Consider the following 24,301-nt stretch of genomic DNA (forward strand, 5'->3'; position numbering starts at 1 on the left):
AGTAATTGACATGTCTCTCTTTTTATAGCAATTTTATACCAGTGGCGTATGATTTATACGAATGGCGTTGGTATAAATTATTGCTTTCAAATGATTATAAACTATACGATTATAGTATTTTTGCCGTTATGACAATTACAAAAATCTATCAAAACTTCTTTTTGCGAAATCTTCTCGTAAATACACTTGTCTACTTAGTCATTCTGGCCTGTGTTTACGACGAAATAAAACTAGACGGACATAGCTGGTCGTATATTCTGAGCAAAATAGCTGTAGGTTATTTTCCGTGTATTGTTTGGATTACGATTTTCAATATTTGCATTATCAAACCTTTTCTGTTTCATAAAAAGTTTAAAATCTTCTTTACGCTTCTTGCCGTTTATTGGACTGGTTTTTACTTTTTTATGAACTGGTTTTTCCCACTTGTCGGATTAGGAAATTTTAAAACACTTCAAATTTTATCGCTTATTATAAACGGTTCTTTCTTTTATTTTCTTCATATTGTGATTACCAAAAAAATGAGTCAGGCCGATAAAGACATCATGAATTTTAAGTCTGAACTTTCGTTTTTAAAACAGCAATTGAATCCGCATTTTTTATTGAATGCAATGAATAATCTTTACGGAGAAGCCCTCGCAGAACCCGACAAAGTTCCAGATAGAATCCTGAATCTTTCAGACATGCTGCGCTATCAAATTGAAGCTTCTAAAAAAGATTTTGTTTTAATGGAAGAAGAAATCGCTTTCATAAAAAAATATATCGAATATTATACCTTTAGAAACGAAAGGCTCGCTGTAAAGCAAAACATTGAAGGGGTGCACGATCAAATCGAGATTCCGCCTTTGTTCTTTCTGCCTTTGGTAGAAAACGCAGTGAAGTTTTCTGCCGAAACTCCAGAACCGTTTATTAATCTGGATTTGAAAGTGCGATGCCAAGGCGTAATTTTTACATTGAAAAACAATTATCTCGATTCGGGTTCGCGACTTTCGAGCACCGGAATCGGAATTGAAAATCTAAAAAGACGTTTGGAAGTTTACGGCCTAAAACACAATTTGAGCTGTAAAAAAGAGAAAAATATGTTTACCGTAAAACTAACCATATGGCACTTACCTACCGCTGTCTAATAATCGATGACGAATCGCCTGCGCACAAAGCCTTGATTTCGCACATTTCTAAATTTGACGAACTGGAACATTCTGGAAGCGCTTTTAATGGTATGGAAGCCATAAAATTGCTCAACGAAAACCAATACGATATTATTTTTCTAGACATTAATATGCCTGTAATTTCGGGTGTAGAATTAATGGAACTGCAACCCAATCGCCCGATTACGATTGTAACAACGGCTTATTCAGATTTTGCGCTTTCGGCGTACCAAAACGATGCGATTGATTATTTACTAAAACCTATTTCGTTTGATAAATTCTCAAAAGCAATAGAAAAAGCCAAAACATATCATTCTGGAAATAATCTAAAAAAAGAAAACAGCGACGACGAAAAAGTCCTTTCTTACCGCTCTAACGGACAAGTAATTGAAACGCCTCTTTCTGATATTCTATACATCGAAAGTCTGGGCAATTACATGAAATTGTACAATTGCAAATTAAAATCTCCAATTGTCATTTACGGTTCGCTTGCAAGTATAAGTGCCGAAATTGATTGTGCGCATTTCCTTCAAGTTCACAGATCTTATATTGTAAATACGACTAAAATTTCTGCTGTTACCTCTAAAAACATTACTATTTCAAATGGCGATGTTATTCCTGTTGGAAGGAAATATCAGATTTTATTAAATGGTTTCTCGAAATAACCTACAACAATAAAAAAAACACACAAATTACTTATTTACAATTAAATACAAATTATTTAACAGTAAAAAACCGTATAAATACGCAATAGACTTCTTCAGAATTTTAGTAATCTTGTCATATAAAATTACTACGTTTAAAAACTTAAGATTGAATATCAATAGCAAGTAAAAATAAAGTAAATCATAAAAATCAAATACAGAAATTAATTTTAATTTTTTAATTATGGGACAAGTAGATAGAATTTTCAAGACACACTTTAGTAAACATTTTACTAATCACGAAGCAAATTTTCCACCTTCTAGACCAATTGAACTTGGTGCATATGGTGTTATGGAAAATGGATACTTCATAAGATATGGAAACATAAAAAAAGATTTCGAAATTGATTTTAATATAACCCCTGATAATGATCCATCATATGAGACATTTAAGTCTGAAGGTAGCGTAGGAATACGTTTTAACGCAAAAGGAGACATCGGAACAAATGGAATTCCATTATTAAAAGCTCAAATTGATTTTTCTTTTTCATCAGAAAAATCACTTTTTTTCTCTGCTGCTGAAGTCAAATATTTACAAATAGATAATTTAAAAATTATCGGTGATCAGATCATAGAATTGTACAAACAAGATAGATGGCTAAAAAAATATGTCCTAGTTTCATCTATTATTGATGCTGGAAATTCTATTATATTTATTAGTGGTTCGACTCAAAGTAATATACTAATTGAAGCAAAATCGGACCAAATTGCCGAAATTGATTTAACTAATGTAGATATTGAATTTGGAATTAAAAATTCTTCAAAGGTTTCATATGAATCATTAACACCTAAATGCCAAATTGGTTTTAGCTTATCTCGTGTCTACAATCCAATATTCTCTAATCCAACTTTCAAAACTACAAAAAACCAACTCGAAATACAGGATTTTCTGAATAATGATAAATCTATTGATATTGACAACCTAGTCTTTGGCAATATCCTACCTATCAGCTATCAAGATGAAATATGAAACAAAAAACACATTTTCCCCATTAACTAGAGATATTTAAAAAATGGTAAGTATACCCTTTATACACTAGAATTTGTATGTTTCTAGTTTTTTGCGAGCAATTATAAATAAAAAAGCCTCCAAATTTAGGAGGCTTTAATTTTTTAAGACCGTTCAGATAACTTTAAACCCTGTCTGTTAGACCGTTCAGATTTATTTCTACCCTGTCTTATGATTCTTATACAAAGATACTATTAGAATTGTTTTATATTAAAAGCTTTTTTATTCTTTTTTTCTATAATTACACATCAATACTATCAATATAAATTATCCTATGTATCTTGCTACTTCCACTAATCTTTTGTTTACTTGTTTAAATAAGTATGAACTTTCTCCATCAACTCTAAGTACCAATTGTGTATCAAATATATTAAAGTTTTCTTCTATCATTGCTGTTACTAATGTGATTTCGTATATTCCAATATCAACATAATGTATTTCTGTTGCTATATTTAGAAGGTTACCATCCTGATTTCTTTCTTGTAATATAAATCTATATTTTATACCTCTTTTTTCCGGGTATTGTATTAATACATGAGTAGGATATCTTAATTGGTAATAGAATATATGATTAATACATCTAACAGTTAAATCTTGAAGTGTGTTCGACTCTAATCCACGTTCTATTTGTCTGGCATCGCAATGTTTTTCAAACCATAATTCTACATCTGTATGAATTACAGCTTTATGAAATTGTCTGCCTGTTTGTGTGCAGGAATTAGGAATATACTTTGTTAATGATCCAACTACTACATTACCAGTTGAAACAGTTATTCTTTTTCTTTTAGGTTTATTCTCACTCATTTATTAATTAGTTTCTAAATACAATATTAGTTATTTTTTGAGAATTTACTGTCTTTTAATTACTTAGTTCTAATTAAATTTCCCCAGCTAGCGCGAGCGTCTTGCTCGTGAGCGCAAAGTATCTCTACAAGATTTGCACGAGCGAGATGATCGCGCCAGCAAAAACTAAGAATAAAAAAAGAGACTTTCTCACAAAAGTCTCTTTTTTCCATTTTATATTATTCTATAAATATTATTTCTCCTTCAACAACTTCTCCAAATACTCTACTTTCTCCTTCTCCGCCTGAACCAAACGCTCATAAAGTTCTACAACTTTATCTAGAGGATTAAATGAACAAGTATTATTTTGACCAAATGCACCATTACTATTTGCAAAATTAGGTTCGTTAAAAGTATTAAAGTAATTGAATACCCCTTCATCACTAAAATTCTTAATGGTTTCTACAGAAACGCCTAAAGCTTCGGCAATTTTATTTAGTCTTTCGTCGTCGATGGTTTCACTTCCTTCAAGAGTAGAAACATATTGCTGGCTCATGCCAAGTGCAATCGCTAGGGCTTCTTGTTTCATACCTCTAAACTCTCTAATTCGGCTAATGTTTCTGCCTATATGTTTTGGTTTTGTTGCTGTGCTCATAATTCAAAGATATTTAAAATTCTTTAAAGTTTTTTATTTCATTAAAACCTTTCTCCGCAAACAAAACTATAACTTTTCGTACAATCAGAAAATAGATTAAAAATTTCGTTTGTACTAAATCTAATACAATATCATAATCGCGAATCTCAATAATAATAAGCGGTTTCTGAATCTTAAAAATACATTTCCGAATTATTAGACAAGTGCTCACGTATTCAGGTTTGCGATTTTGTTAATTTTTTTCTTAAAAAAAATAACGATTCTAGTAACTTTTCCTACTTAATTCTTTAAATTCGCGACAAACCAACCCCTAAGCTATTTAAAAACCAATGTCCATTTTTAATCTTTTTAAAAGATCTACTATAAAATGTCCAAGATGCCTTGGAAAAAGATTTGTTGATTGGGATGATATCCGCCGTTTAAACCGACAATTAAAATGGGTTCCTGCACCATGCGCTTATTGCGATGCAACGGGAAGGGTCCCCAAAGAAATGCTTTCAAAAGTTTCTGTAGATTGTATGTATCTAACCATCGATTTGCCAGAATCTGTAATCGAAAAAATTAGAGAAGGCGATCCTGAAACAATCGAAAAAGGAAAGAGACGCGAACTTTTTGTAGATCATCTTATAAAATATTCAGAACACCACTACCTTACTGAAAATCTAGATGCCGAAAGTATTGCCAATTTATATTTGAAATTTGAAGCAGAAAAAGCGCCTTTTGCTGTAACCAAAGAAGAATTAATAAAATACATTCAAGGCGTAATCGAACTCAAAAAAACGGTATTACAATAACATTTTCGACACAACTACTCAAAATCTTAAACTGTTTACAAAAACAGGTAAAAACACCTATAGCCACAATTTTATTTAGTGGTAATATTGCATTGAATAATTTTTAGTTTCTAAAAAAAGCTTCTAGAGAGCTTCTTAATTTTTTGTCACTTTTTTTTTGGAACAGAAAGTGGGATTTCAAATCGCTGGTACCGATTGGAAATTTCACTTTTTTTTGTTTATCTAACTGCCTATTTTACCGCAAAGAACGCAAAGAATTACGCAAAGTTCGCTAAGTTTTTTTGAGAAGTTTTTGAAGACGCAAAGCTTTATCTACACAAAGCTTTACGAATTTTATTTCAACATAGCCCGTGGTTTCAACCACGGGGACACAAAGTATATCACAATTCATCTCTGAGCATCCCGCGGTTGAAACTGCGGGTTATATTTGAATATTAGATAGTAATTAGAATCTTTTTTAAAACGCAAAGTTCGCAAAGTTTTTCTCTCGCAGATTTAGCAGATCTAAGAGATTTTGTTTTATCTGCTTAATCTGCAAAATCTGCGGGAAAACTATGTTGCCATAAAGCTTTGCGAACTTTGCGGTTTCATTAAGTCTTTAATTAAAAATTCTTAGCGCTCTTTGCGTTAAAAAAAACATCATACATAAAGCCTAAAATCAAATTTCAGGCTGTATTTTTGCGTTCTGTAAATGCCAAGAAATTAAAGTCCAAATGACTAGAGAACATTATATTCCGTTTAATAAAGAATTTTTACTGGAACAGCAAATTTTAGCTTTTGCTGAAAATCCAGATAAGGTTAGCGATTTTAAGAAGTTGTTCGAAATTATCGAACATTATTATCATTACGAATCTTTTAACCTAAATAGAAATCTAAAACAGCATTACGCGCTCTACGATCCAGATTTAAGCGAAAAAGAACGTGAACAGTTTATCAATAAAAGCAATTTTCCTGTTTTTAAAGAAACACTTCTCAAAGTTTTAGAACGCGGCAATTACTATAGAATCGATCAGAAAGCATTAAACGAAGCTTTTGACGAATCTGATTTGATTGGACTCAATCTTTCTATCGATTTTAATGCTTTTAAAGATTTCGAACTTTACGCACGCGGACATCATAAAGCTAAAGAAAAGATCAAAAAATACTTTTTCTGGACCAAAGAAGTCGAGATTGAATATTATGATCGTGTTCTCATTTATCTGAATTATAGCGATGCAGATTATCTTAAAGAAAAGAAAGTCAAATTGGGCAAAATGCCTATTGATCCAGGTTCTATTGCTTTAAAAATCTTTAAACGCGTTCCTAAAAACGATCTCGAAACGGTTTTTCCAAATGCCATTCCGAAAATGTCTCTAAAGGATAAATTATTGCTTTGGGTTCCGGGTGTTTTTGGTGGACTTTCTCTATTAAGTGCAAAAGTGATTCCTGCTCTAATTAATATGTACGAAGCCTATCAAACGGGCGAAACAATAGATTTATTAAACAGTAAAACTTCTTTAAATCAAGGTTTAATTGCACTAGGAATTTTAGGAGCATATTGTTTTCGTCAATACAACAATTTCATCAACAAAAAAATCCGTTATTCTAAAACGCTTTCAGACAGTTTGTATTTTAAAAATGTCGGAAACAACAGCGGAGCATTTTATTCTTTACTAAATTCTTCTGAAGAAGAAGCTTTAAAAGAAACGATTCTTGCCTATACTTTTTTGCACGAAAGCGAAAAATCTTTAACAGCAGAAGAACTAGACAATCAAATAGAATCTTGGTTTAAAACCCAACTAAATACCGACTTAGATTTTGATGTAAACGATGCTTTATTAAAATTAAAAAGCATTGGTTTAGGAATAGAAACTAATGAAAAATGGAACGTGATTCCGCTCAATGAAGCGCTTGTTGCAATTGACGAATTATGGGACAATGTTTTTCAGTACAATCAGAATGTCGATTCTTTAAAAAATTAAAAATGTATATTTACAAATGTTCTTGCTGCGGAGAAGTTTTTGATGAAATGCCTTTGTGTTTCGGAAATGAATTTCCTGCTTATTATTTTGCCATTCCGCCCGAAGAAAGAGAACAAAGAATTGAATACGGAGGAAGCTGGTGTTATATCGACGAAGAACATTTTTTTCATCGTGGCAGATTAACTATTCCTATTGTAGATTATCATGAAGATTTGGTTTTTAATGTATGGACTACGATAAGCGAAGATAATTTCTGTTTGAGAATGGATTTGTGGGAAGATCCAAACCGAGTAAATCAAGAGCCTTACTTTGGCTGGATGCAGACAGATGTGCCAACTTACGGCAAAACTATTTCGCTTAAAACAATTGCAATCGAACAAGATTTAGGTTTAATTCCCGAAATAAAAATGATCGAAGAAAATCATCCTTTAACTTTAGATCAGGAAAACGGAATTACATTAGAAAAAGCCATTTCTATTGTCGATCAAATAATGAAAATACAGCACGGTAAAACCTAAAAGAAATTTCATTAGATTTACGCATCTAACCTTAAAACCACAAAAAATGAGAACATTAGATCAATGGTTTGCAGAATATGCCGTAAGTCATCAGAACCCAAAAAACAAGGCGATACATTATATTTGTGTACCTGCTATTTTCTTTTCAATCGTTGGTTTACTTATGAGTATTCCGAGTACGATAATCTCCAATACATTACAATTAAACGCTCCTATTATCGAAAATTGGGCATTTCTCGTTTTGCTTTTTGTTCTCGTTTTCTATATCAGATTATCAATTGCAATGGCTATTAAGATTGCCATTTTTTCTATTCTTTGCCTAATTGTAAATTACTACATTTCGCAACTTTTTCCGTTATGGATTTTCTCGCTTATTGTTTTCGCTTTAGCGTGGGTCGGACAATTTTACGGACATAATATTGAAGGCAAAAAACCTTCGTTTCTAAAAGATCTTCAGTTTTTATTAATTGGCCCAGCTTGGGTTGTAGAGAATTTGTTTTCGAAAAAATAAAAACAGAATGAAAGCATCAAAAACAAGTAGAACGGCGCAATATATGGCCTTCTTTAGAGCGTTGGAAACAAAACGTTATGAAAACGAAAGATTATTTTCAGATCCTTATGCCATACATTTTATAGATTCAAAATTGAGGCTTGCTGTAAACTTGTCTCCATATCCGTTTTTTAGAAAATATATTGGCGACATTATAAACAAAAAGATTCCTGGAGCTCTTTCTTCTGGAATTGCAAGAACAAAATACATTGATAATTTACTAGAAAATGCCATTTCTAAAGGAGTTGAACAAGTTATAATTTTAGGTGCCGGATTTGATACCAGAGCGGTTCGTCTTGGTTTTCTAAAATCAATTCCCGTAATAGAAATTGATCATCCGAATACTTCAAATTTTAAAGCTGAAATCTATAAAAAACGTATTGGCAAAATTCCAGAAAACGTGACTTTTCTTCAAATTGATTTTAATAAAGAAGATCTCGATCAATTGGCTACAAAACACAATCTAGATTTTTCAAAACCTACAGCGGTAATTTGGGAAGGCGTTACGAATTACTTGACTGAAGAAGCCGTGAAAAGTACTTTTTCTTTTATCTCAAAATTTGCCAACAACAGTCATATTATTTTTACTTATGTACATAAAGATATTCTTCAAAATCCTGATTCTTTTCTAGGCGGAAAAAAATTGCTAGAAGATCTCGAAAACATAGAAGAACACTGGACTTTTGGATTGCTTCCAGAAGATGTGCCGAACTTTTTAAATCAGTTTGACATTAAACTTTTAGAAGATTTAGGCGCCGATGAATATCGCGAAAGGTTTCTTCCTGATCGCTCTGAAAAAGGTTATGAATTTTATAGAACCGCAATTGGAGTAAAAGATTTAGGCCACTCTTTTGCAATCTAAAATTTTGATTGTCTAAAATTATTTGCGTTTTTATGCTAATATTTTCTTAATAAAAATCGTACAAAGACAACATTGTATAATTTAGCATTCGTTAAAATTTAAGAAATCATCAATCAAAAAACCAAAAACAAATGAAAAAAACTATTCTTTTATTACTTCTCACAATCTTTAACACTGCTTTTTCTCAAAGCGGAAAAATCTATTTAAAAGATAATAAATTTAATGTAGGCAAACCCAATACCTATATTTACGAACCTCCGCAAGGTATTCTTATAGAAGACAACGCCAAAGCAAATATTTTATCTATTACCTCTACTGATTTTTCTTCTGAAATAAGTCCGTTAAAAAAAAGTGGAAAACGTTTTGAGTTTACCACAAAAGTTTCTGATTCTGTCAGAGTGATTCTAGTAACAATAAACGATTCAAAAAAGATTGCCGATAGCAATAACGAAAAAGGCTATTCTGTTCTACTAAAAACAGAAAATGACACTGAATTAGGAAAAAGTCTAGTAGACGAAGTTTTCGTTAGAAGTAATGGAGGTTACTTTTTTAAACTAAAATCGAATTCAAAGCCAGAAGAACTAATTGCCGAATATGACGCAATATTTGCAAAATATCCGAAGCTAAGAGACGATAAAGTTTCTTTGGAGTATTTGTATACTAAAAAATCTATCGATAAAGAACAAGGAACAAAAGACCTCATTGCTTTTGCCGATAAATGTGTAAAAAGAAATACCGAAGATTATCTAACTACCGCTTATTATATTTATAATTCTAATAACGAAACCCAAGATCAAGCAATAAAATTGAAAAAGGAAATTTCAGAAAGATATCCTAAAAATAGAATTGATGCTATGGATTTTATGAGAAATTTCTATGATCAGCCTGATAAAACTGAAGCTTCTGTCTTAGAAAGCCTTAATACATTTAAAACAAAATTTAATGACACTTCAAAAAGATCTTTAAATTCTTTTTATTCTGTTTTGGCATCTTTATATCTAGACAAAGAAAATTGGGAAAAGGCCATAGCTTGTGAGCCTTATTTAGTTCTTCCAGCAGACACATACAATAATTTTGCTTGGGGTAAATCTGGAGGAGATTTAACAATGCCTGTAAAAAATATTGATTTTGCCACGAAAGTTTCTAAACGATCATTAGACATTCTTGAAGCTAAACGAAAAGAATGTTATAATGCCAATTACAATGATGATTTTAACATGTATGCAGATACTTACGCGCTTCTGCTATACAAACAAGGTAAATATGACGAAGCTTTTAAATACCAAAGCGAAGTTAAAGCTCTTAACGGATTGGACGCTGGAGGCAAAGAACGCTATCTAGCAATGCTTGACAAAGTAAAGAGTAAAGACGAAGTAAAAGCTTATATTGAAGACGAAATTGGTAAAGGCAATACATCGCCTGCATTTCTTGCTAAACTAAAAGAAATTTACATTGAAAAGAAATTACCTATGGCTGAATATGATGCTATTCAGCAAAAAACAGAATTATTAGCAAAAGAAAATAAAAACAAAGATCTTCTTGAAAAATTTGGAAGTAAAAACGCCATTGATTTTACTTTGAAAAATCTAGAAGGAAAAGAAACAAAACTTTCAGATTATAAAGGAAAAGTGGTTGTTCTTGATTTCTGGGCAACTTGGTGCGGACCATGCAAAGCTTCTTTTCCAAAAATGCAGCATTTAGTGACTAAATATAAAGATAAAGATGTCGCTTTCCTGTTTGTAAATACTTGGGAAAATGGCAAAGAGGAAGACGTACTAAAGAAAGTTACTTCGTATATAACAGATAAAAAATTCGATTTTAATGTTCTTTTCGATTCAAAAACAGAAGTTGTTACCAATTACAAAATACAGGCTATTCCAACACGAATTGTAATTGACAAAACGGGTAATATTCTTGCTTATGATAATTCTAATACTGATCTAGGAGTAATCATTGATGAACAGTTAAAATAAAATGAAACTTTAAATAAGAAAAAGGACAAAAGATATCTTTTGTCCTTTTTTTATGATTAAAATATACTTTAAATATTTTTATATTAGCAGAATAAACCCAATTATAAAATGAGAAAAATCTTCGTAATGATTGTTTCTGGAATTTTACTTTCAGCTTGCAAACAAACAGACAACAAAAACATTTCTGACAAACAAGAAATAAAGAAAGATAGTACCAAAGTTGAAGGCTCATCAGAAACAGTAAAATCAGATTTGGGATTATTGGAGCAATTTTCTAAAAACAAAAATGAAGTTATTCTCAAATTAAAATCGATTGCTAATAAAGAAGCCGCTAATGCATTGTATGAGAAATATTGTGAAGAAAATAATGTTTTGCTGGGACAGATCGAAGAAAAAGAATCAGGGGTATTAGATAAATTTTACAATGAAGAGAAAAATGCTAAAAAAGAAGTGAAACTTTTAGGCGACGAACTTTCAAAACATCAGTTAGAGTATTTTGAAATTGGAGAAGGATATGTTGAAATTGAAACGCTTCCAGATTTTTATTATAAGATCTTCAAAGATTATGTAACAAACGATTACAAAGATTATTTGTATCTGAAAAGTGAAGAAAACAAAACACTTTATTCTGCAGATGCTGGGCTTGTAATCTCTTTTAAAGAGTTGGGAGACAGAATAATTTCATGGGAAAATTTTATGACAAAATATCCTGATTCAAAATTGATTCCATCTGTAAAAGAAGAATACAAAAATTATCAAATGGATTATTTAGTTGGTCAAGATAACACACCAACTGCCGAAAGAGCGACAGATGAAAAATATATTTATCCAGAAAATATTCAAGAGTTTGACCGTTTTGTAAAAAAATATCCAAAAAGTCCAACTGCACCTTTAATAAGTTTATTTAAAGAAAACTTCAAAAATGAAAAAATCTTTGATCTGATAAGGACTGAACAAGATAAATTGTAAATCTGAATTACAAATATTTAGCAATAACCAATATGAATACAGAAAATAAAAACCAACCTATTACATTTGTTTTTTGGGTCGTAGCCATCATTTTAGGTGTAACCTTATACAAGCAATTTGATTTTAAGAATCTGAAATTTGAGAATCCGGCAATGGCAGTTATTTATGGTATTGTCTTTTTATTTTCGGTTTACTATATTTTTAAAAACTCTAAAAAGCAACCAAAGTAAATTGTAAGCTTGAAAAGATAATGCCGTATATTATGAATAAAATACTTTTTTTACTATTACTTTTTACTGCTTTTTCTTTCGCGCAGGAAACAGATAAAAAGAATAAAATAATCTGGGGATTTGTTTTTGAAGATCATTTACTGCCTGCACAAGTTGAAGTTAGTGTGAAAGGAACAGATTTGAAAACGTTTACAGATGTAGATGGCAAATTTAGTATAGAGGCAAAATTAGATGACGTTTTAGTTATTTCGCCTTTCGGAGAAAGACCGATTGAAATTACAGTAACCGAAAAAAATTGCTACACAGCTCACTTATTCAGAGACACGGGATTGTACTACTATACTAAAAAAGCTGCTAGGATGGTTAAAAAAATAAGACGCAAAGCAATGCGAAAATACAAACAAGGTTTCTATGATTGCGACGACTAATAGATAACAAAGCTTTATACAACATTTATATTTGAACCATAAAAAAAGCCTGAGAATGTATATTCTCAGGCTTTTTAAATTTTATAGTGACCCCGGAGGGGTTCGAACCCCCAACCCTCAGAGCCGAAATCTGATATTCTATCCAGTTGAACTACGAGGTCAGTTAAAAAAAAAAAAATCAATTTTTGAAATTCCAAATTCCAATCTTAAACTTGAAATTTGGAATTTATATGTTGAGTTTTCCAATTTGGAATTTGGAATTTCTTTATTGGAATTTAAAAATTACGAAAGTAATTTTTTCACAATTGTAGAAATGGTTTTTCCTTCAGCAGTTCCTCCTAATTGAGCAGATGCTAATCCCATTACTTTACCCATTGAAGCAATTCCAGAAGCTCCTGTTTCAGCAATGATTTTTGCAATTACAGCTTCTACTTCTTCTTCACTTAATTGAGCAGGTAAAAACTTCTCGATTACAGCAACTTGAGCCAATTCTGGTTCTGCCAAATCTGGACGATTTTGTTCTGTAAAGATTCTTGCGCTTTCTTTACGAGTTTTAACCAATCTTTGAAGTAATTTAATCTCTTCATCTTCAGATAAATCTTCTTTTGATCCTGAAGCTGTTGAAGCCAATAATAATTCTGATTTTACAGCTCTTAAAGCTTCTAAAGCTACTGTATCTTTTGCTTTCATGGCCGTTTTGATTTCGTCCATGATTTGTGTTTGTAAACTCATGTTTATATTTTATTTAAAATAAGCCAAAGCCTATTAATTGATATATTAATTTGGCCCTTCGACTTCGCTCAGGGTGACAATAAGATTCACTTTAAAAACCTATTTCGGAAGTCAAATTTTGAAATTCTGTGCGAAGATAAAAAAAATAACCCGAAAATTAAATCCAATTTTCGGGTTACCAAATATTATGATTCTAAAATTAATCTACGTTATCGTGCAAAAATGAATTGTTTGAACGTAATTGCAAATCGTTATTACTGTCTGTTCCAACAGAAATTCTAGAATTTGTATTGTTAGATTGAGAATTAGATAAATCTATTCCTAATCTTTTGTAAGCTGGTTCTTTTTCCAACTCATCAATTCTAGAAACATTGTTATGGAATTTATAGTTAAACTCTTTTAGTTTCTTTCTTCTTTCTTCAGCTCTTAAACGTAATGTTTCTTCAATAGTCAATTCTAAAGGAGAAACTTCAGAAGTTGTAGAAATATCAGGCTGACTAGTAAAATCTGGTCTTGGTTTCAATGTGATATTCAATTCCTCTGGAATTGTATCTTCAACTACTTTTTCAACTGGTTTAGATGCCAACAAATCATTTTCAACTTCCATATATTCTTCTAGAGAATATTTAATAATTCCGTTATCTGAAACTTCAGTTACAGGAACAAATTGAACTGGATCGTTTACTTTAATATCACGAGTTTCATTTGTCAATTCAAACAACACTCTGTTATCTTCAATAACTGGCTCTCTTTTTATAGGCTCTTGTTTGAACAAAGGAAGATCAAAAGAAAAAGTTGTTTGTTCTTCTCTTTCAAATACTCTTTGCTGCTGCACAGGTTGTTGTTGCACTGGCTGCTGCATCGTTGGTTGTTGCAATTCTCTTGCTGCTGGTGTTTCAGGAGCAGAAATTGTAAAATCAATATCTGTAATTGGCGAAACAATTTCGAAAGTCACATCCAGATTTTTGATAAACTCAGACATAACCACTAACTCTTCCTGATTGATAGCTGGAGCAACAGCCTGAACTGGAGTCGGAGCAAATGTTTCGTCATCATCAATTAAATCAAAAACTACTTTATCTTCAACTTTTGTTGTTGGAGTATCAACAGTTAAATCGAAAGATGCAAGCGGTTTATTCGTTAGATTATGAACACTTCTTTGCTCATCTTCTAATGTATGAATTATTTTCTTTGGTTCTGTATTTACAATTTCATTTTGTTGTTCTACATCAAAACCTGTAGCAATAATAGTTACAGCAATGGCTTCGCCAAGACTTTCGTCTTCACCAACTCCCATAATAATATTTGCATTGTAACCAGCTTCGTCTTGAATGTGATCGTTGATTTCTCCGATTTCGTCTAGAGTAATCTCGTTAGTTCCAGAAACGATAAGCAACAATACGTTTTTGGCACCCGTAATTTTATTATCATTCAACAATGGAGAATCCAAAGCTGAAACGATAGCATCTTTAGCTCTGTTTTCGCCTTCAGCTACAGAAGACCCCATAATAGCAGTCCCACTGTTAGCCAAAACAGTTTTCGCGTCACGTAAATCGATATTTTGAGTATAGTGGTGCGTAATTACTTCAGCAATACCTCTAGAGGCAGTTGCCAAAACTTCATCCGCTTTAGAGAATCCTGCTTTAAAACCAAGATTTCCGTATACCTCTCTTAATTTATTGTTGTTGATTACAATTAAAGAATCGACTTGCTTACGCAACTTCTCAATTCCAATAATAGCTTGCTCCTGACGTACTTTCCCTTCAAATTGAAACGGAATCGTCACGATACCAACTGTCAATATTTCTCTTTCTTTTGCTAATTGCGCAATTACCGGAGCTGCACCAGTTCCAGTTCCTCCACCCATACCAGCAGTAATAAATACCATCTTAGTACCACGGTCCAACATTTTTTCAATGTCTGAAATACTTTCGATTGCTGACTGCTGTCCAACGTCTGGATTTGCTCCTGCTCCTAGTCCTTCTGTTAGATTAACTCCTAACTGAATCTTATTCGGTACCGAACTATTTTGAAGCGCTTGCGAATCGGTATTACAAACGATAAAATCTACGCCTTTAATACCTTGTTTAAACATGTGGTTAATTGCGTTACTACCGCCTCCACCTACACCTATTACTTTTATTACATTTGATTGATTTTTTGGTAAATCAAATGAAATACTTCCAAATTCTGAGTTGCTCATCATCTTTTTGGTTTTTTAATTCTTATTAAGTACATTTTTTACTTCTTGACTTGGGGCAAGAAATAATCCTTCTCTTTTTATTATTCTGCGTTGTCTAAAAATTCTTTGATTTTGTCGACATATCGATCAAAAAATGATCTTCTTATTTTTGTTTCTGTAGATTCATTTTTAGGAGCCTTCTGTCTTACAACTTCTTCAGGCTCGTCAATAGTTTCTACTCTTTCAACGTAGTTTTCTTCAACTTCGTATCGTTGCACTGGTGGAGCGGTTCTATAAACAATTTTTGGTTGATCTTGCACCATTTCCATTCTAACAGCACTTTGCGAACTGTTTTCGATACTATTCATTACCAATCCTACTGCAGTTGCATACAATGGGCTAGAGATTTCTTCTCCTGAGTTTCCTGCCAAATGCTCGTTCGGATATCCTATTCTAGTATCCATTCCTGTAATATATTCTACCAACTGTTTGATGTGCTTTAATTGTGCACCACCACCTGTTAATACAATTCCGGCGATTAGCTTTTTACGAGGATCTTCATGTCCGTAAGCTTTAATTTCTGCGAAAACTTGTTCTACAATTTCCACAACTCTTGCATGGATAATTTTAGATAAGTTTTTAAGCGAAATTTCTTTTGGCTCTCTTCCTCTTAAACCTGGAATCGAAACGATCTCGTTGTCTTTGTTTTCACCTGGCCAAGCAGAGCCAAATTTGATTTTTAAAAGTTCAGCTTGTTTTTCGATAATTGAACAGCCTTCTTTGATATCATCTGTAATTACATTTCCTCCAAAAGGAATTACAGCTGTATGGCGAATAATACCGTCTTTGAAAATAGCCAAATCTGTTGTTCCACCACCAATATCGATAAGTGCAACACCAGCTTCTTTTTCTTCCTGACTTAAAACTGCATCAGCAGAAGCTAATGGCTCTAATGTCAAACCAGACAATTCAATTCCTGAACTCTGAATACATCTTCCAACGTTTCTGATTGAAGATGCCTGCCCAACTACAACGTGAAAACTAGATTCTAATCTTCCGCCGTACATACCAATCGGTTCTTTAATCTCAGATTGCCCGTCAATTTTAAATTCTTGCGGTAAAACGTGAATAATTTCTTCTCCTGGTAACATCGCCAGTTTGTTTACCTGATCGATTAGAAGCTGAATATCATTTTCACCAATTACTTCTTCTGGATTATTTCTGCTGATATAGTCAGTATGCTGAATACTTCTGATGTGCTGTCCGGCAATACCCACAACCACATCTTTAATTTTATAACCCGAATTATTTTCTGCTTCGAGTATCGCTTGCTGTATCGATTGTATCGTCTGCGTAATGTTGTTTACTACTCCTCTGGCAACACCCAAACTTTTGGATTTACCAATGCCCAAAATCTCCAACTTACCATATTCATTTTTTTTGCCAATCATGGCAACGATTTTGGTTGTTCCAATATCTAGACCTACTGCAATGTTATCTTTTTCCATTTTCTATTATTTAGTGCAAACTACTTGTTCCGTAAACCTAAGGTCAATTTTTTTGTATTTGTATAACGAACTATCTAAAACTGCTTTTTGAAAGAAGGCTTTATAGTTTCTAAATTTCTTATCAACATTCATCGTTCTTCCGAAATCTATGAAGTAATCATAGTTACGATTAAACATTTTTAAGCTTCCATTCGGCATAATCTCTATAGCAATGATGTTTTTTCTCAAAAACGCATCGTCATAAATTGTGCGAAATAAAGCTGCTAAATCTTCGTTATTTTTTGCATTAATTGCCCCTGAAACAAGAGGAACTCTCGCAGTGAAATTGTCTGACAAGGGCATTTTATTACCCTCATAGTCAATATAAAAAGAAGTGGCGCCATCATAAACTCTTGCTATGGGCGTCTTCTGTTTTACTACTGCTTTTAGAACTCCATCAATACTTACAAAAACATTTGACTTCTCAATCATGTCTTGTGTATCGAGGGTTTTTTCTATCTTATTCAAATCTACTTCATCTTTTCTAATACTGGAAGCGTCTCTTTTATTTTCTATCAACAATTTATTAACCGTTTCCGGCTTTACAAAAAGCGTATTTTCTCCTACAAAAACAACCATCGATTTTTTCAATTTTCGATCGCCATTTCGATGTTTCGCGAAAGAATATAGAAACAAAACCAGTCCGAAAATAAGTACTAATCTAATATTTGTCCAATTAAATATTTTCATTTAAAACCTTTTTAATTGACGGAACCATTTCTCCCAAATCACCAGCTCCAATTGTTACAATAATAGGTGCATCACTGGCTTTGATTTCACCTAATAAATCTTCTTTTGCAACAATTTTTTTGTTCGAATTTGTCATTTTACCCAAAAGCCACTCAGAAGTCACTCCTTCCATTGGAAGCTCTCTAGCAGGGTAAATATCCATCAAAAACACTTCATCAAACTGCGATAAGCTTGCCGCAAATCCATCAACAAAATCTCTTGTTCTACTAAACAAATGCGGCTGAAAAATTGCCAAAACTTTACGGCCCGGATACAATTCTCTAACTGCTTGATGAACAGCATTTATTTCTGTTGGATGATGTGCATAATCATCAATATATACTAAATTTTCGCTCTTAATCTGATACGAAAAACGTCTTCTAATTCCGTTGAATGAAGCAATGGCTTTTGCAATAGAATCGGTCGGGGTGCCGAAAGTTTTAGCCATCGCAATAGCCATCAATCCATTCATTAAATTGTGTTTTCCTGGCAATCCGAAACGTAAATCCTTCATGATTTCTGACGGCGTTTGCACATCAAAAACATAAGCCCCGTCTTCGATTCGAACGTTATAAGCCTTATATACAGCATCTTCATTTATAGCACATTGAACACCATCTAAAGGCAATTCTTTGGTTATAAAAAGATTATTTTTATCTTCAACTTTTGAAGCAAATTCTCTAAATGAAGCCTGAATGGCGTCGCTAGTTCCATAGATATCCAAATGATCTGAATCCATAGAAGTCACACAAGCAATATCTGGACGCAAATGCAAAAACGATCTGTCAAATTCGTCTGCTTCTACAACTGTTACTGTTTTTCCGCTTCCGATTAAATTAGAATTATAATTCTCAACAATTCCTCCAATAAAAGCCGTTACATCAGCACCACTTTGAAACAAAATATGCCCCAAAATACTAGATGTAGTAGTTTTTCCGTGTGTTCCTGCAACTGCAAAACAGAAAGTATCTCTACTTATAATTCCGAGAACTTCGGCACGTTTCTTAACCTCAAAATGTCTCTCAACAAAATAATTCCACTCAGAATGTGTTTTTGGAACTGCCGGTGTATAGATTACCAGTGTATTTTCAACATAATAATCTGTTGGAATCAAATTTATATTATCTTCAAAATGAATATCTATACCACTTTCAATCAATTCATTAGTTAGCATAGAAGGTGTTTTGTCGTAACCTGAAACTTGTTTTCCAATAAACTTGAAATAACGAGCCAGAGCACTCATTCCGATGCCTCCAATACCAATAAAATAAACGTTTTGTATTTGATTTAAATTCATAATTGAGTCTTAATGTCTTAAAGTCTAAAGTTTTTAAAGTCTCTTAACTATATGTCTTCAGCTTTTTAATTTTTCTATTTAATTAACTTCACAATCTCTGCTACAATATCTTGTGTCGCTCTTGGTTTTGCCAGTTTTTTAATATTATCACTTAGTTGTTTCTGTTTTCCTGAATCTTTCAGCAGCGCTTCAAAAACAATGCTAAACTGACTGTCAAGCTCAGATTCTTTCAACAAAATCGCACCTTTTTCATCTACAATTGCTTGCGCATTTTTAGTTTGGTGATCCTCAGCTACATTAGGCGACGGAATAAAAATCACTGGTTTTCCAACAATGCATAATTCTGACACTGATGAAGCACCTGCTCGTGAAATTATGACATCTGATGCTGCGTAAACAAAATCCATTCTTTCAATAAAATCAACCACTTTTACATTTGGCTGATTGTACTTTTTATATTCTTCAAAATACAATTTCCCGCATTGCCAGATTACCTGTACATCTTGCGAAAGAAAATTTTGCAATTCTTTTTCAATTAACTGATTGATTCTTCTAGCTCCTAAACTTCCTCCTAAAACCAATAACGTTTTTTTATTCGGATCTAAATTATAAAAAGCAATTGCTTCATCACGTTTGCTTTCAATGTCAATTAAATCTTGACGAACTGGGTTACCCGTTAAAACGATTTTCTCTTTTGGAAAAAAGCGTTCCAAGTTTTGATAGGCCACACAAATTGCATTTGCTTTTTTGCTTAACAATTTGTTTGTTATTCCTGGATAAGAATTCTGTTCTTGAACCACTGTTGGAATTCCTGCCGAACCTGCCGCCTGTAATAATGGACCGCTCGCAAAACCACCCGTTCCAATTACAACATTAGGTTTAAACTTTTTTATTATTCTTTTTGACTCTAATAAACTGCTTGCCAACTTTAGCGGAAACATTAAATTTTGTAATGTCAATTTTCGCTGTAAACCAGCAATCCAAAGACCTTTTATTTCGTAACCTGCCTGAGGCACTTTCTGCATTTCCATTTTATCTTTGGCACCTACAAAAAGAAATTCTGCATCAGGAAATTGTAATTTTAATTCATTTGCAATTGCAATCGCAGGATAGATATGTCCTCCTGTTCCTCCTCCGCTAAGTATGAATTTATACTTTGTCATCTTTCTAAAAATTACAACTTTTTAAAATTTATTCTTTTTTAATTTTATTTATTCAAAACCGCATTCATTGGGTTTCTTGAATTGTCTTCTATCGAATAGGCAGGCTCTTGCTCATAAATCTCTTGAGGAATCACATCATCTTCTGCCAACTCTTTATCAATTAATCGCTGTAAAGCTTCTTTTCTTTTTTCTTTTTCTAATTTCTCTTCAGCGATTTCATCTTCTTTTTTCGTTACACTAATGATAATTCCAAGTCCAAGACAAGTCATCCAAATCGAACTACCTCCACTACTTATTAATGGAAGTGTTTGTCCTGTAACCGGCAATAATTCTACTGCAACTGCCATATTAATCATGGCCTGAAATATCATCGGAAAACCGACACCGACAACAACTAATTTCCCAAACAAAGTAGGTGCTTTATGCGATGCAATCACAAATCTGAACAAAAGCAACAAATACAAAACCACTATCGAAACTCCTCCTACCAAACCATATTCTTCTACAATAATGGCATAAATAAAATCGGAAGAAGATTGTGGCAAAAAGTTTTTCTGAACACTTTTTCCAGGACCTAATCCTCCTAATCTTCCCGAAGCAATTGCAATTTTTGCTTTTTCAATCTGATAATCGTCTTCATCTGGCTTATCAGTTGTAAAGTTCGTAATACGACTTTCCCAAGTTGAAACCCTACTAAAGAATCTTGAATCTGGAAAAGCTTTTGCCACTAAAAGGAAAAATGCCAACATTGCAATTCCCGAACCAATGATAAAAGCAATATATTTTAATGGATACTTTCCAATAAATGTCAGCATTAAAACCATTGAAAAGATTAAGGCTGTTGTTGAAAAGTTCGCTGGTAAAATCAATATTAACGTAATAAACACCGGAACCCAAAGCTGAATTAACGAGGTTTGAAAAGGTTCATTTTCTTCTTTTGTTTTCGATAAATATCTTGCAACATAAATAAACAAAACAATAGATGCCAATGTTGATGTCTGGAACGTTATTCCAATAAAAGGCACCTGAATCCAACGGCTTGCATTTGCTCCCGCAATCACAGTTCCTTTTAAAAGTGTATAAATCAATAAAATCCAAACCACCGGAAGCGCAATTTTTGAAATTGCTCTAAAATAATGATATGGCACTCGATGCACCCAGTAAATGATTAAAAAACCAATACAAATATGTGCCAAGTGTTTTACCAAATAACCTAGTGTATTCCCCGTTCCATGCCCTATATAAGCTAAATTACTACTCGCACTAAAAACAGGCATAAACGAAAACAAAGCCAATAAAGCCACAAATGACCATATTACCCTATCTCCTTTTAGTTTGTTTACCAGCTCTTTCATAATTCTTTCGTTTCAGGTTATTCTTGTTTCAGGTTTCAAGTTCCTTCTAACTCGAAACATGAAACTTGAAACTCTTTTTTCTACAAGTTATGTACTGCTTGTTTAAATTGTTTTCCACGGTCTTCGTAGTTTTCGAATAAATCGAAACTTGCGCAGGCTGGAGACAATAAAACTACATCGCCTTTTTCTGTTAATCTTTGAGCCGTTTTTACAGCATCATTCATATTATTTACTTCAACCATAATATCAACAACATTTCCAAATGCATCGATAATTTTACGGTTATCGATTCCAAGGCAGATAATAGCTTTTACTTTTTCACGTACTAACGACATTAATTCGTTGTAATCGTTTCCTTTATCAACACCTCCAACAATCCATACCGTTGGTGCATTCATACTATCTAAAGCAAAGAAAGTAGCATTTACATTTGTTGCTTTTGAATCGTTGATATATTGAACGTTTTGTATTTTTAATACTTTTTCTAAACGGTGCTCAACACCTTGGAAATTAGATAGACTTTCACGAATCGTTGCATTTCTAATTTGCATCAATTTAGCTACAGAGCTTGCTGCCATGGCGTTTTTCATATTATGTTTTCCTTCTAACGCAATGTGTTCTGTATCCATTGTAAACTCTTCTTGGTTGATCTTTATTTCCATTTTGTTGTTTTTTATAGAAGCCCCTTCATCAAATTTTTTCGTCAATGAAAAAGGAATTAGTTTTGCTTTTGTTTTGTTCTTTTTTAACCATTCTGCAGTTGCTTCATCATCAGCATCGTAAATCAGATAATCGCTTTCAGTCTGGTTCATCGTTATTCGGAACTTCGAATTGATATAATTTTCATATTTATATTCGTATCGATCCAAATGATCTGGACTAATATTGGTTATAATGGCAATATCTGGCCTGTAATTTATTATTCCGTCTAACTGAAAACTGCTTAATTCAAGAACGTATGCATCATATTTGTTTTCTGCCACCTGCCAGGCAAAGCTTTTTCCGATATTTCCTCCCAATCCTACATTCAGTCCTGCATATTTCAGCAAATGGTGTGTTAGCATTGTCGTGGTGGTTTTACCATTACTTCCTGTAATCCCGATGGTCATTGCTTCTGTGTAAGGAATTGCAAATTCTATTTCTGAAATCACTTTAATTCCTGCCGCGACGAGCTTTTTTACTATCGGAGATTTATCGGGAATTCCAGGGCTTTTCATCACCACATCAGCATTTAGAATCAAATCTTCTGTATGTTGCTCTTCCTCCCAAGCAATTTTATTAATGATAAGAACTTCTTTATAACTCTCTTTTATTTTTCCAAAATCCGACACAAAAACATCGTAACCTTGTTTCTTTCCGAGGATCGCGGTTCCTACTCCGCTTTCTCCCCCACCTAAAACCACTAATCTCATTTATCTTAATTTTAGGGTAATGATTGACAATATGGCTAACATTACGGCAACAATCCAGAAACGGGTTACAATTTTACTTTCGTGATATCCCTTTTTCTGATAATGATGATGAAGCGGCGACATCAGGAAAATTCTTCGTCCTTCTCCGAAACGCTTCTTCGTATATTTAAAATAACTTACTTGAATGATTACTGAGGCACTTTCTGCTAAGAAAATTCCACAGAATAAAACAATCAATATTTCTTTACGAACTGCAATTGCCAATACCGCAATGATTCCTCCAATAGTCAAACTTCCTGTATCTCCCATAAATACAGATGCTGGAAACGAATTGTACCAAAGAAATCCGATAAGAGCTCCAACAAAAGCCGAAATAAAGACCGTCATTTCTCCCGAATTGGGTATATACATTATATTCAGATAATTGGAAAAAATGATATTACCAGAAACGAATGTGAATATCCCGAGTGCGAGGACAGATATAGCAGAGGTTCCTGCGGCGAGTCCATCAATTCCGTCTGTTAAATTTGCTCCATTTGAAACTGCTGTAATAATGAAAATAACTACCGGAATAAACACTAACCAAGCCCATTTTTCATATCCATCTCCCATAAAAGATAGGACTTCAGCATAATCAAATTCATTGTTTTTTACGAAAGGAATTGTAGTTGCCGTAGATTTTTCTTCAATACCTGCAGGTACTATAACTGTTGAATTTGAAGCTGTTTTAAAAATATCTGCTCGACCTGTATCTGTTCTTACTGTAACTGCTGGATTAAAATAAAGAACTGCTCCAACAATGATTCCTAGACCAACTTGACCAATAACTTTAAAAATACCTTTTAATCCTTGTTTATCTTTTTTGAATATCTTGATATAATCGTCAACAAAGCCAATTGTTCCCATCCATAGAGTAGTTACAATCAGCAAAACGATATAAATGTTGTGCAATCTTGCAAATAACAACACAGGAATAAGAGTAGCAAAAATGATAATTAAACCACCCATTGTTGGCGTACCTGCTTTTTCATTCTGACCAGCAAGACCAAGCTCACGTACAGTTTCTCCAACTTGTTGACGGCGTAAAAAGTTAATTACTCTTTTACCATAAATAGTCGATAAAAGCAACGAAAGCATAAATGCCAAAGCTGATCTAAATGTGATGTACTGGAAAACTCCTGTTCCAGGAATATCCAATGTCTTATCAAAATATTCAAATAAATAGTACAGCATATTTTTCTATTTTTTTAAATTCCAATTTGAAACTCCAAATCCAATGGTGGTATTTGAACTTAAAATTTTA

The 24,301-nt window shown here is 32.9% G+C and carries 23 protein-coding genes and 1 tRNA gene; 12 read left to right on the forward strand and 12 right to left on the reverse strand.

Annotation, left to right across the window (positions count from 1 at the left end):
* The first annotated feature begins 5 nt into the window (after window positions 1-5).
* The 3 genes from AC1Q5Z_RS19525 to AC1Q5Z_RS19535 all read left to right on the forward strand — a co-directional run bounded on the left by AC1Q5Z_RS19525 (window position 6) and on the right by AC1Q5Z_RS19535 (window position 2,819).
* Window positions 6-1,124 carry a sensor histidine kinase gene (locus AC1Q5Z_RS19525; RefSeq protein ID WP_492446484.1) on the forward strand — a complete coding sequence of 373 codons (1,119 nt, stop codon included), beginning with the start codon at window positions 6-8 and terminating at the stop codon, window positions 1,122-1,124.
* Window positions 1,100-1,810: a LytR/AlgR family response regulator transcription factor gene (locus AC1Q5Z_RS19530; protein ID WP_492446486.1), complete on the forward strand. Its 711-nt coding sequence runs from the start codon at window positions 1,100-1,102 to the stop codon at window positions 1,808-1,810. Before AC1Q5Z_RS19525 ends, AC1Q5Z_RS19530 begins: the two co-directional genes overlap by 25 nt.
* 223 nt (window positions 1,811-2,033) lie before the next feature.
* A complete protein-coding gene (locus AC1Q5Z_RS19535) occupies window positions 2,034-2,819 on the forward strand; it encodes a hypothetical protein (RefSeq protein WP_492446488.1) in 786 nt (261 codons plus the stop codon).
* Window positions 2,820-3,125: 306 nt separating this feature from the next.
* Here AC1Q5Z_RS19535 and AC1Q5Z_RS19540 read toward each other — a convergent pair whose 3' ends face one another.
* Window positions 3,126-3,662 carry a hypothetical protein gene (locus AC1Q5Z_RS19540; protein ID WP_492446490.1) on the reverse strand — a complete coding sequence of 179 codons (537 nt, stop codon included), beginning with the start codon at window positions 3,660-3,662 and terminating at the stop codon, window positions 3,126-3,128.
* Between the two features lie 232 nt (window positions 3,663-3,894).
* On the reverse strand, window positions 3,895-4,296 hold the full coding sequence (locus tag AC1Q5Z_RS19545; protein WP_008467125.1) for a helix-turn-helix domain-containing protein: 402 nt from the start codon (window positions 4,294-4,296) through the stop codon (window positions 3,895-3,897).
* Between the two features lie 329 nt (window positions 4,297-4,625).
* Here AC1Q5Z_RS19545 and AC1Q5Z_RS19550 point away from each other — a divergent pair, with 329 nt between their 5' ends.
* The 9 genes from AC1Q5Z_RS19550 (at window position 4,626) to AC1Q5Z_RS19590 (ending at window position 12,581) form a co-directional block, all read left to right on the forward strand.
* Complete coding sequence (locus AC1Q5Z_RS19550) at window positions 4,626-5,090, forward strand: hypothetical protein (protein ID WP_198854328.1); 465 nt, start codon at window positions 4,626-4,628, stop codon at window positions 5,088-5,090.
* Window positions 5,091-5,803: 713 nt separating this feature from the next.
* The gene (locus AC1Q5Z_RS19555) at window positions 5,804-7,051 is read left to right on the forward strand and encodes a TMEM143 family protein (protein WP_198854329.1); all 1,248 of its coding nucleotides are present in this window, start codon (window positions 5,804-5,806) and stop codon (window positions 7,049-7,051) included.
* 2 nt (window positions 7,052-7,053) lie between these two features.
* Complete coding sequence (locus AC1Q5Z_RS19560) at window positions 7,054-7,569, forward strand: DUF2199 domain-containing protein (RefSeq protein WP_492446492.1); 516 nt, start codon at window positions 7,054-7,056, stop codon at window positions 7,567-7,569.
* Window positions 7,570-7,615: 46 nt separating this feature from the next.
* Window positions 7,616-8,080, forward strand: a complete 465-nt coding sequence (locus AC1Q5Z_RS19565; RefSeq protein ID WP_198854331.1) for an Mpo1 family 2-hydroxy fatty acid dioxygenase — start codon at window positions 7,616-7,618, stop codon at window positions 8,078-8,080.
* 7 nt (window positions 8,081-8,087) lie between these two features.
* On the forward strand, window positions 8,088-8,981 hold the full coding sequence (locus AC1Q5Z_RS19570; protein ID WP_492446495.1) for a class I SAM-dependent methyltransferase: 894 nt from the start codon (window positions 8,088-8,090) through the stop codon (window positions 8,979-8,981).
* Window positions 8,982-9,112: 131 nt separating this feature from the next.
* A complete protein-coding gene (locus AC1Q5Z_RS19575; protein ID WP_492446496.1) occupies window positions 9,113-10,954 on the forward strand; it encodes a TlpA disulfide reductase family protein in 1,842 nt (613 codons plus the stop codon).
* A gap of 108 nt (window positions 10,955-11,062) precedes the next feature.
* Window positions 11,063-11,923: a hypothetical protein gene (locus tag AC1Q5Z_RS19580; RefSeq protein ID WP_492446498.1), complete on the forward strand. Its 861-nt coding sequence runs from the start codon at window positions 11,063-11,065 to the stop codon at window positions 11,921-11,923.
* Between the two features lie 32 nt (window positions 11,924-11,955).
* Window positions 11,956-12,153 carry a hypothetical protein gene (locus AC1Q5Z_RS19585; protein WP_343587463.1) on the forward strand — a complete coding sequence of 66 codons (198 nt, stop codon included), beginning with the start codon at window positions 11,956-11,958 and terminating at the stop codon, window positions 12,151-12,153.
* A gap of 32 nt (window positions 12,154-12,185) precedes the next feature.
* Entirely contained in the window at window positions 12,186-12,581 is a 396-nt protein-coding gene (locus AC1Q5Z_RS19590; protein ID WP_492446500.1) for a hypothetical protein, read from the forward strand.
* An 87-nt stretch (window positions 12,582-12,668) separates the two neighbouring features.
* Here AC1Q5Z_RS19590 and AC1Q5Z_RS19595 read toward each other — a convergent pair.
* From AC1Q5Z_RS19595 to mraY, 10 genes are all read right to left on the reverse strand, one after another.
* Window positions 12,669-12,742 (reverse strand) — tRNA-Arg (locus AC1Q5Z_RS19595).
* 121 nt (window positions 12,743-12,863) lie between these two features.
* Window positions 12,864-13,313, reverse strand: a complete 450-nt coding sequence (locus AC1Q5Z_RS19600) for a GatB/YqeY domain-containing protein (RefSeq protein WP_198854339.1) — start codon at window positions 13,311-13,313, stop codon at window positions 12,864-12,866.
* A gap of 199 nt (window positions 13,314-13,512) precedes the next feature.
* Window positions 13,513-15,519, reverse strand: a complete 2,007-nt coding sequence (gene ftsZ, locus AC1Q5Z_RS19605; protein ID WP_343587504.1) for a cell division protein FtsZ — start codon at window positions 15,517-15,519, stop codon at window positions 13,513-13,515.
* A gap of 77 nt (window positions 15,520-15,596) precedes the next feature.
* Window positions 15,597-17,003, reverse strand: a complete 1,407-nt coding sequence (ftsA, locus tag AC1Q5Z_RS19610; RefSeq protein WP_198854341.1) for a cell division protein FtsA — start codon at window positions 17,001-17,003, stop codon at window positions 15,597-15,599.
* Window positions 17,004-17,009: 6 nt separating this feature from the next.
* Window positions 17,010-17,732 carry a cell division protein FtsQ/DivIB gene (locus AC1Q5Z_RS19615; protein ID WP_286968895.1) on the reverse strand — a complete coding sequence of 241 codons (723 nt, stop codon included), beginning with the start codon at window positions 17,730-17,732 and terminating at the stop codon, window positions 17,010-17,012.
* Window positions 17,719-19,068 (reverse strand): UDP-N-acetylmuramate--L-alanine ligase, encoded by a 1,350-nt coding sequence (gene murC / locus AC1Q5Z_RS19620; protein ID WP_492446503.1) that lies wholly within the window; start codon window positions 19,066-19,068, stop codon window positions 17,719-17,721. Before murC ends, AC1Q5Z_RS19615 begins: the two co-directional genes overlap by 14 nt.
* A gap of 74 nt (window positions 19,069-19,142) precedes the next feature.
* Window positions 19,143-20,231, reverse strand: coding sequence for an undecaprenyldiphospho-muramoylpentapeptide beta-N-acetylglucosaminyltransferase (gene murG / locus AC1Q5Z_RS19625; protein WP_343587511.1), 1,089 nt, complete (start codon window positions 20,229-20,231; stop codon window positions 19,143-19,145).
* A 44-nt stretch (window positions 20,232-20,275) separates the two neighbouring features.
* On the reverse strand, window positions 20,276-21,586 hold the full coding sequence (locus AC1Q5Z_RS19630; RefSeq protein ID WP_198854345.1) for an FtsW/RodA/SpoVE family cell cycle protein: 1,311 nt from the start codon (window positions 21,584-21,586) through the stop codon (window positions 20,276-20,278).
* Window positions 21,587-21,666: 80 nt separating this feature from the next.
* Window positions 21,667-22,998: a UDP-N-acetylmuramoyl-L-alanine--D-glutamate ligase gene (gene murD / locus AC1Q5Z_RS19635; RefSeq protein ID WP_198854346.1), complete on the reverse strand. Its 1,332-nt coding sequence runs from the start codon at window positions 22,996-22,998 to the stop codon at window positions 21,667-21,669.
* A complete protein-coding gene (gene mraY / locus AC1Q5Z_RS19640) occupies window positions 22,999-24,231 on the reverse strand; it encodes a phospho-N-acetylmuramoyl-pentapeptide-transferase (protein WP_278022703.1) in 1,233 nt (410 codons plus the stop codon).
* Window positions 24,232-24,301 lie beyond the last annotated feature (70 nt).

Source organism: Flavobacterium sp. GW823-FHT06G12 (assembly GCF_058794775.1).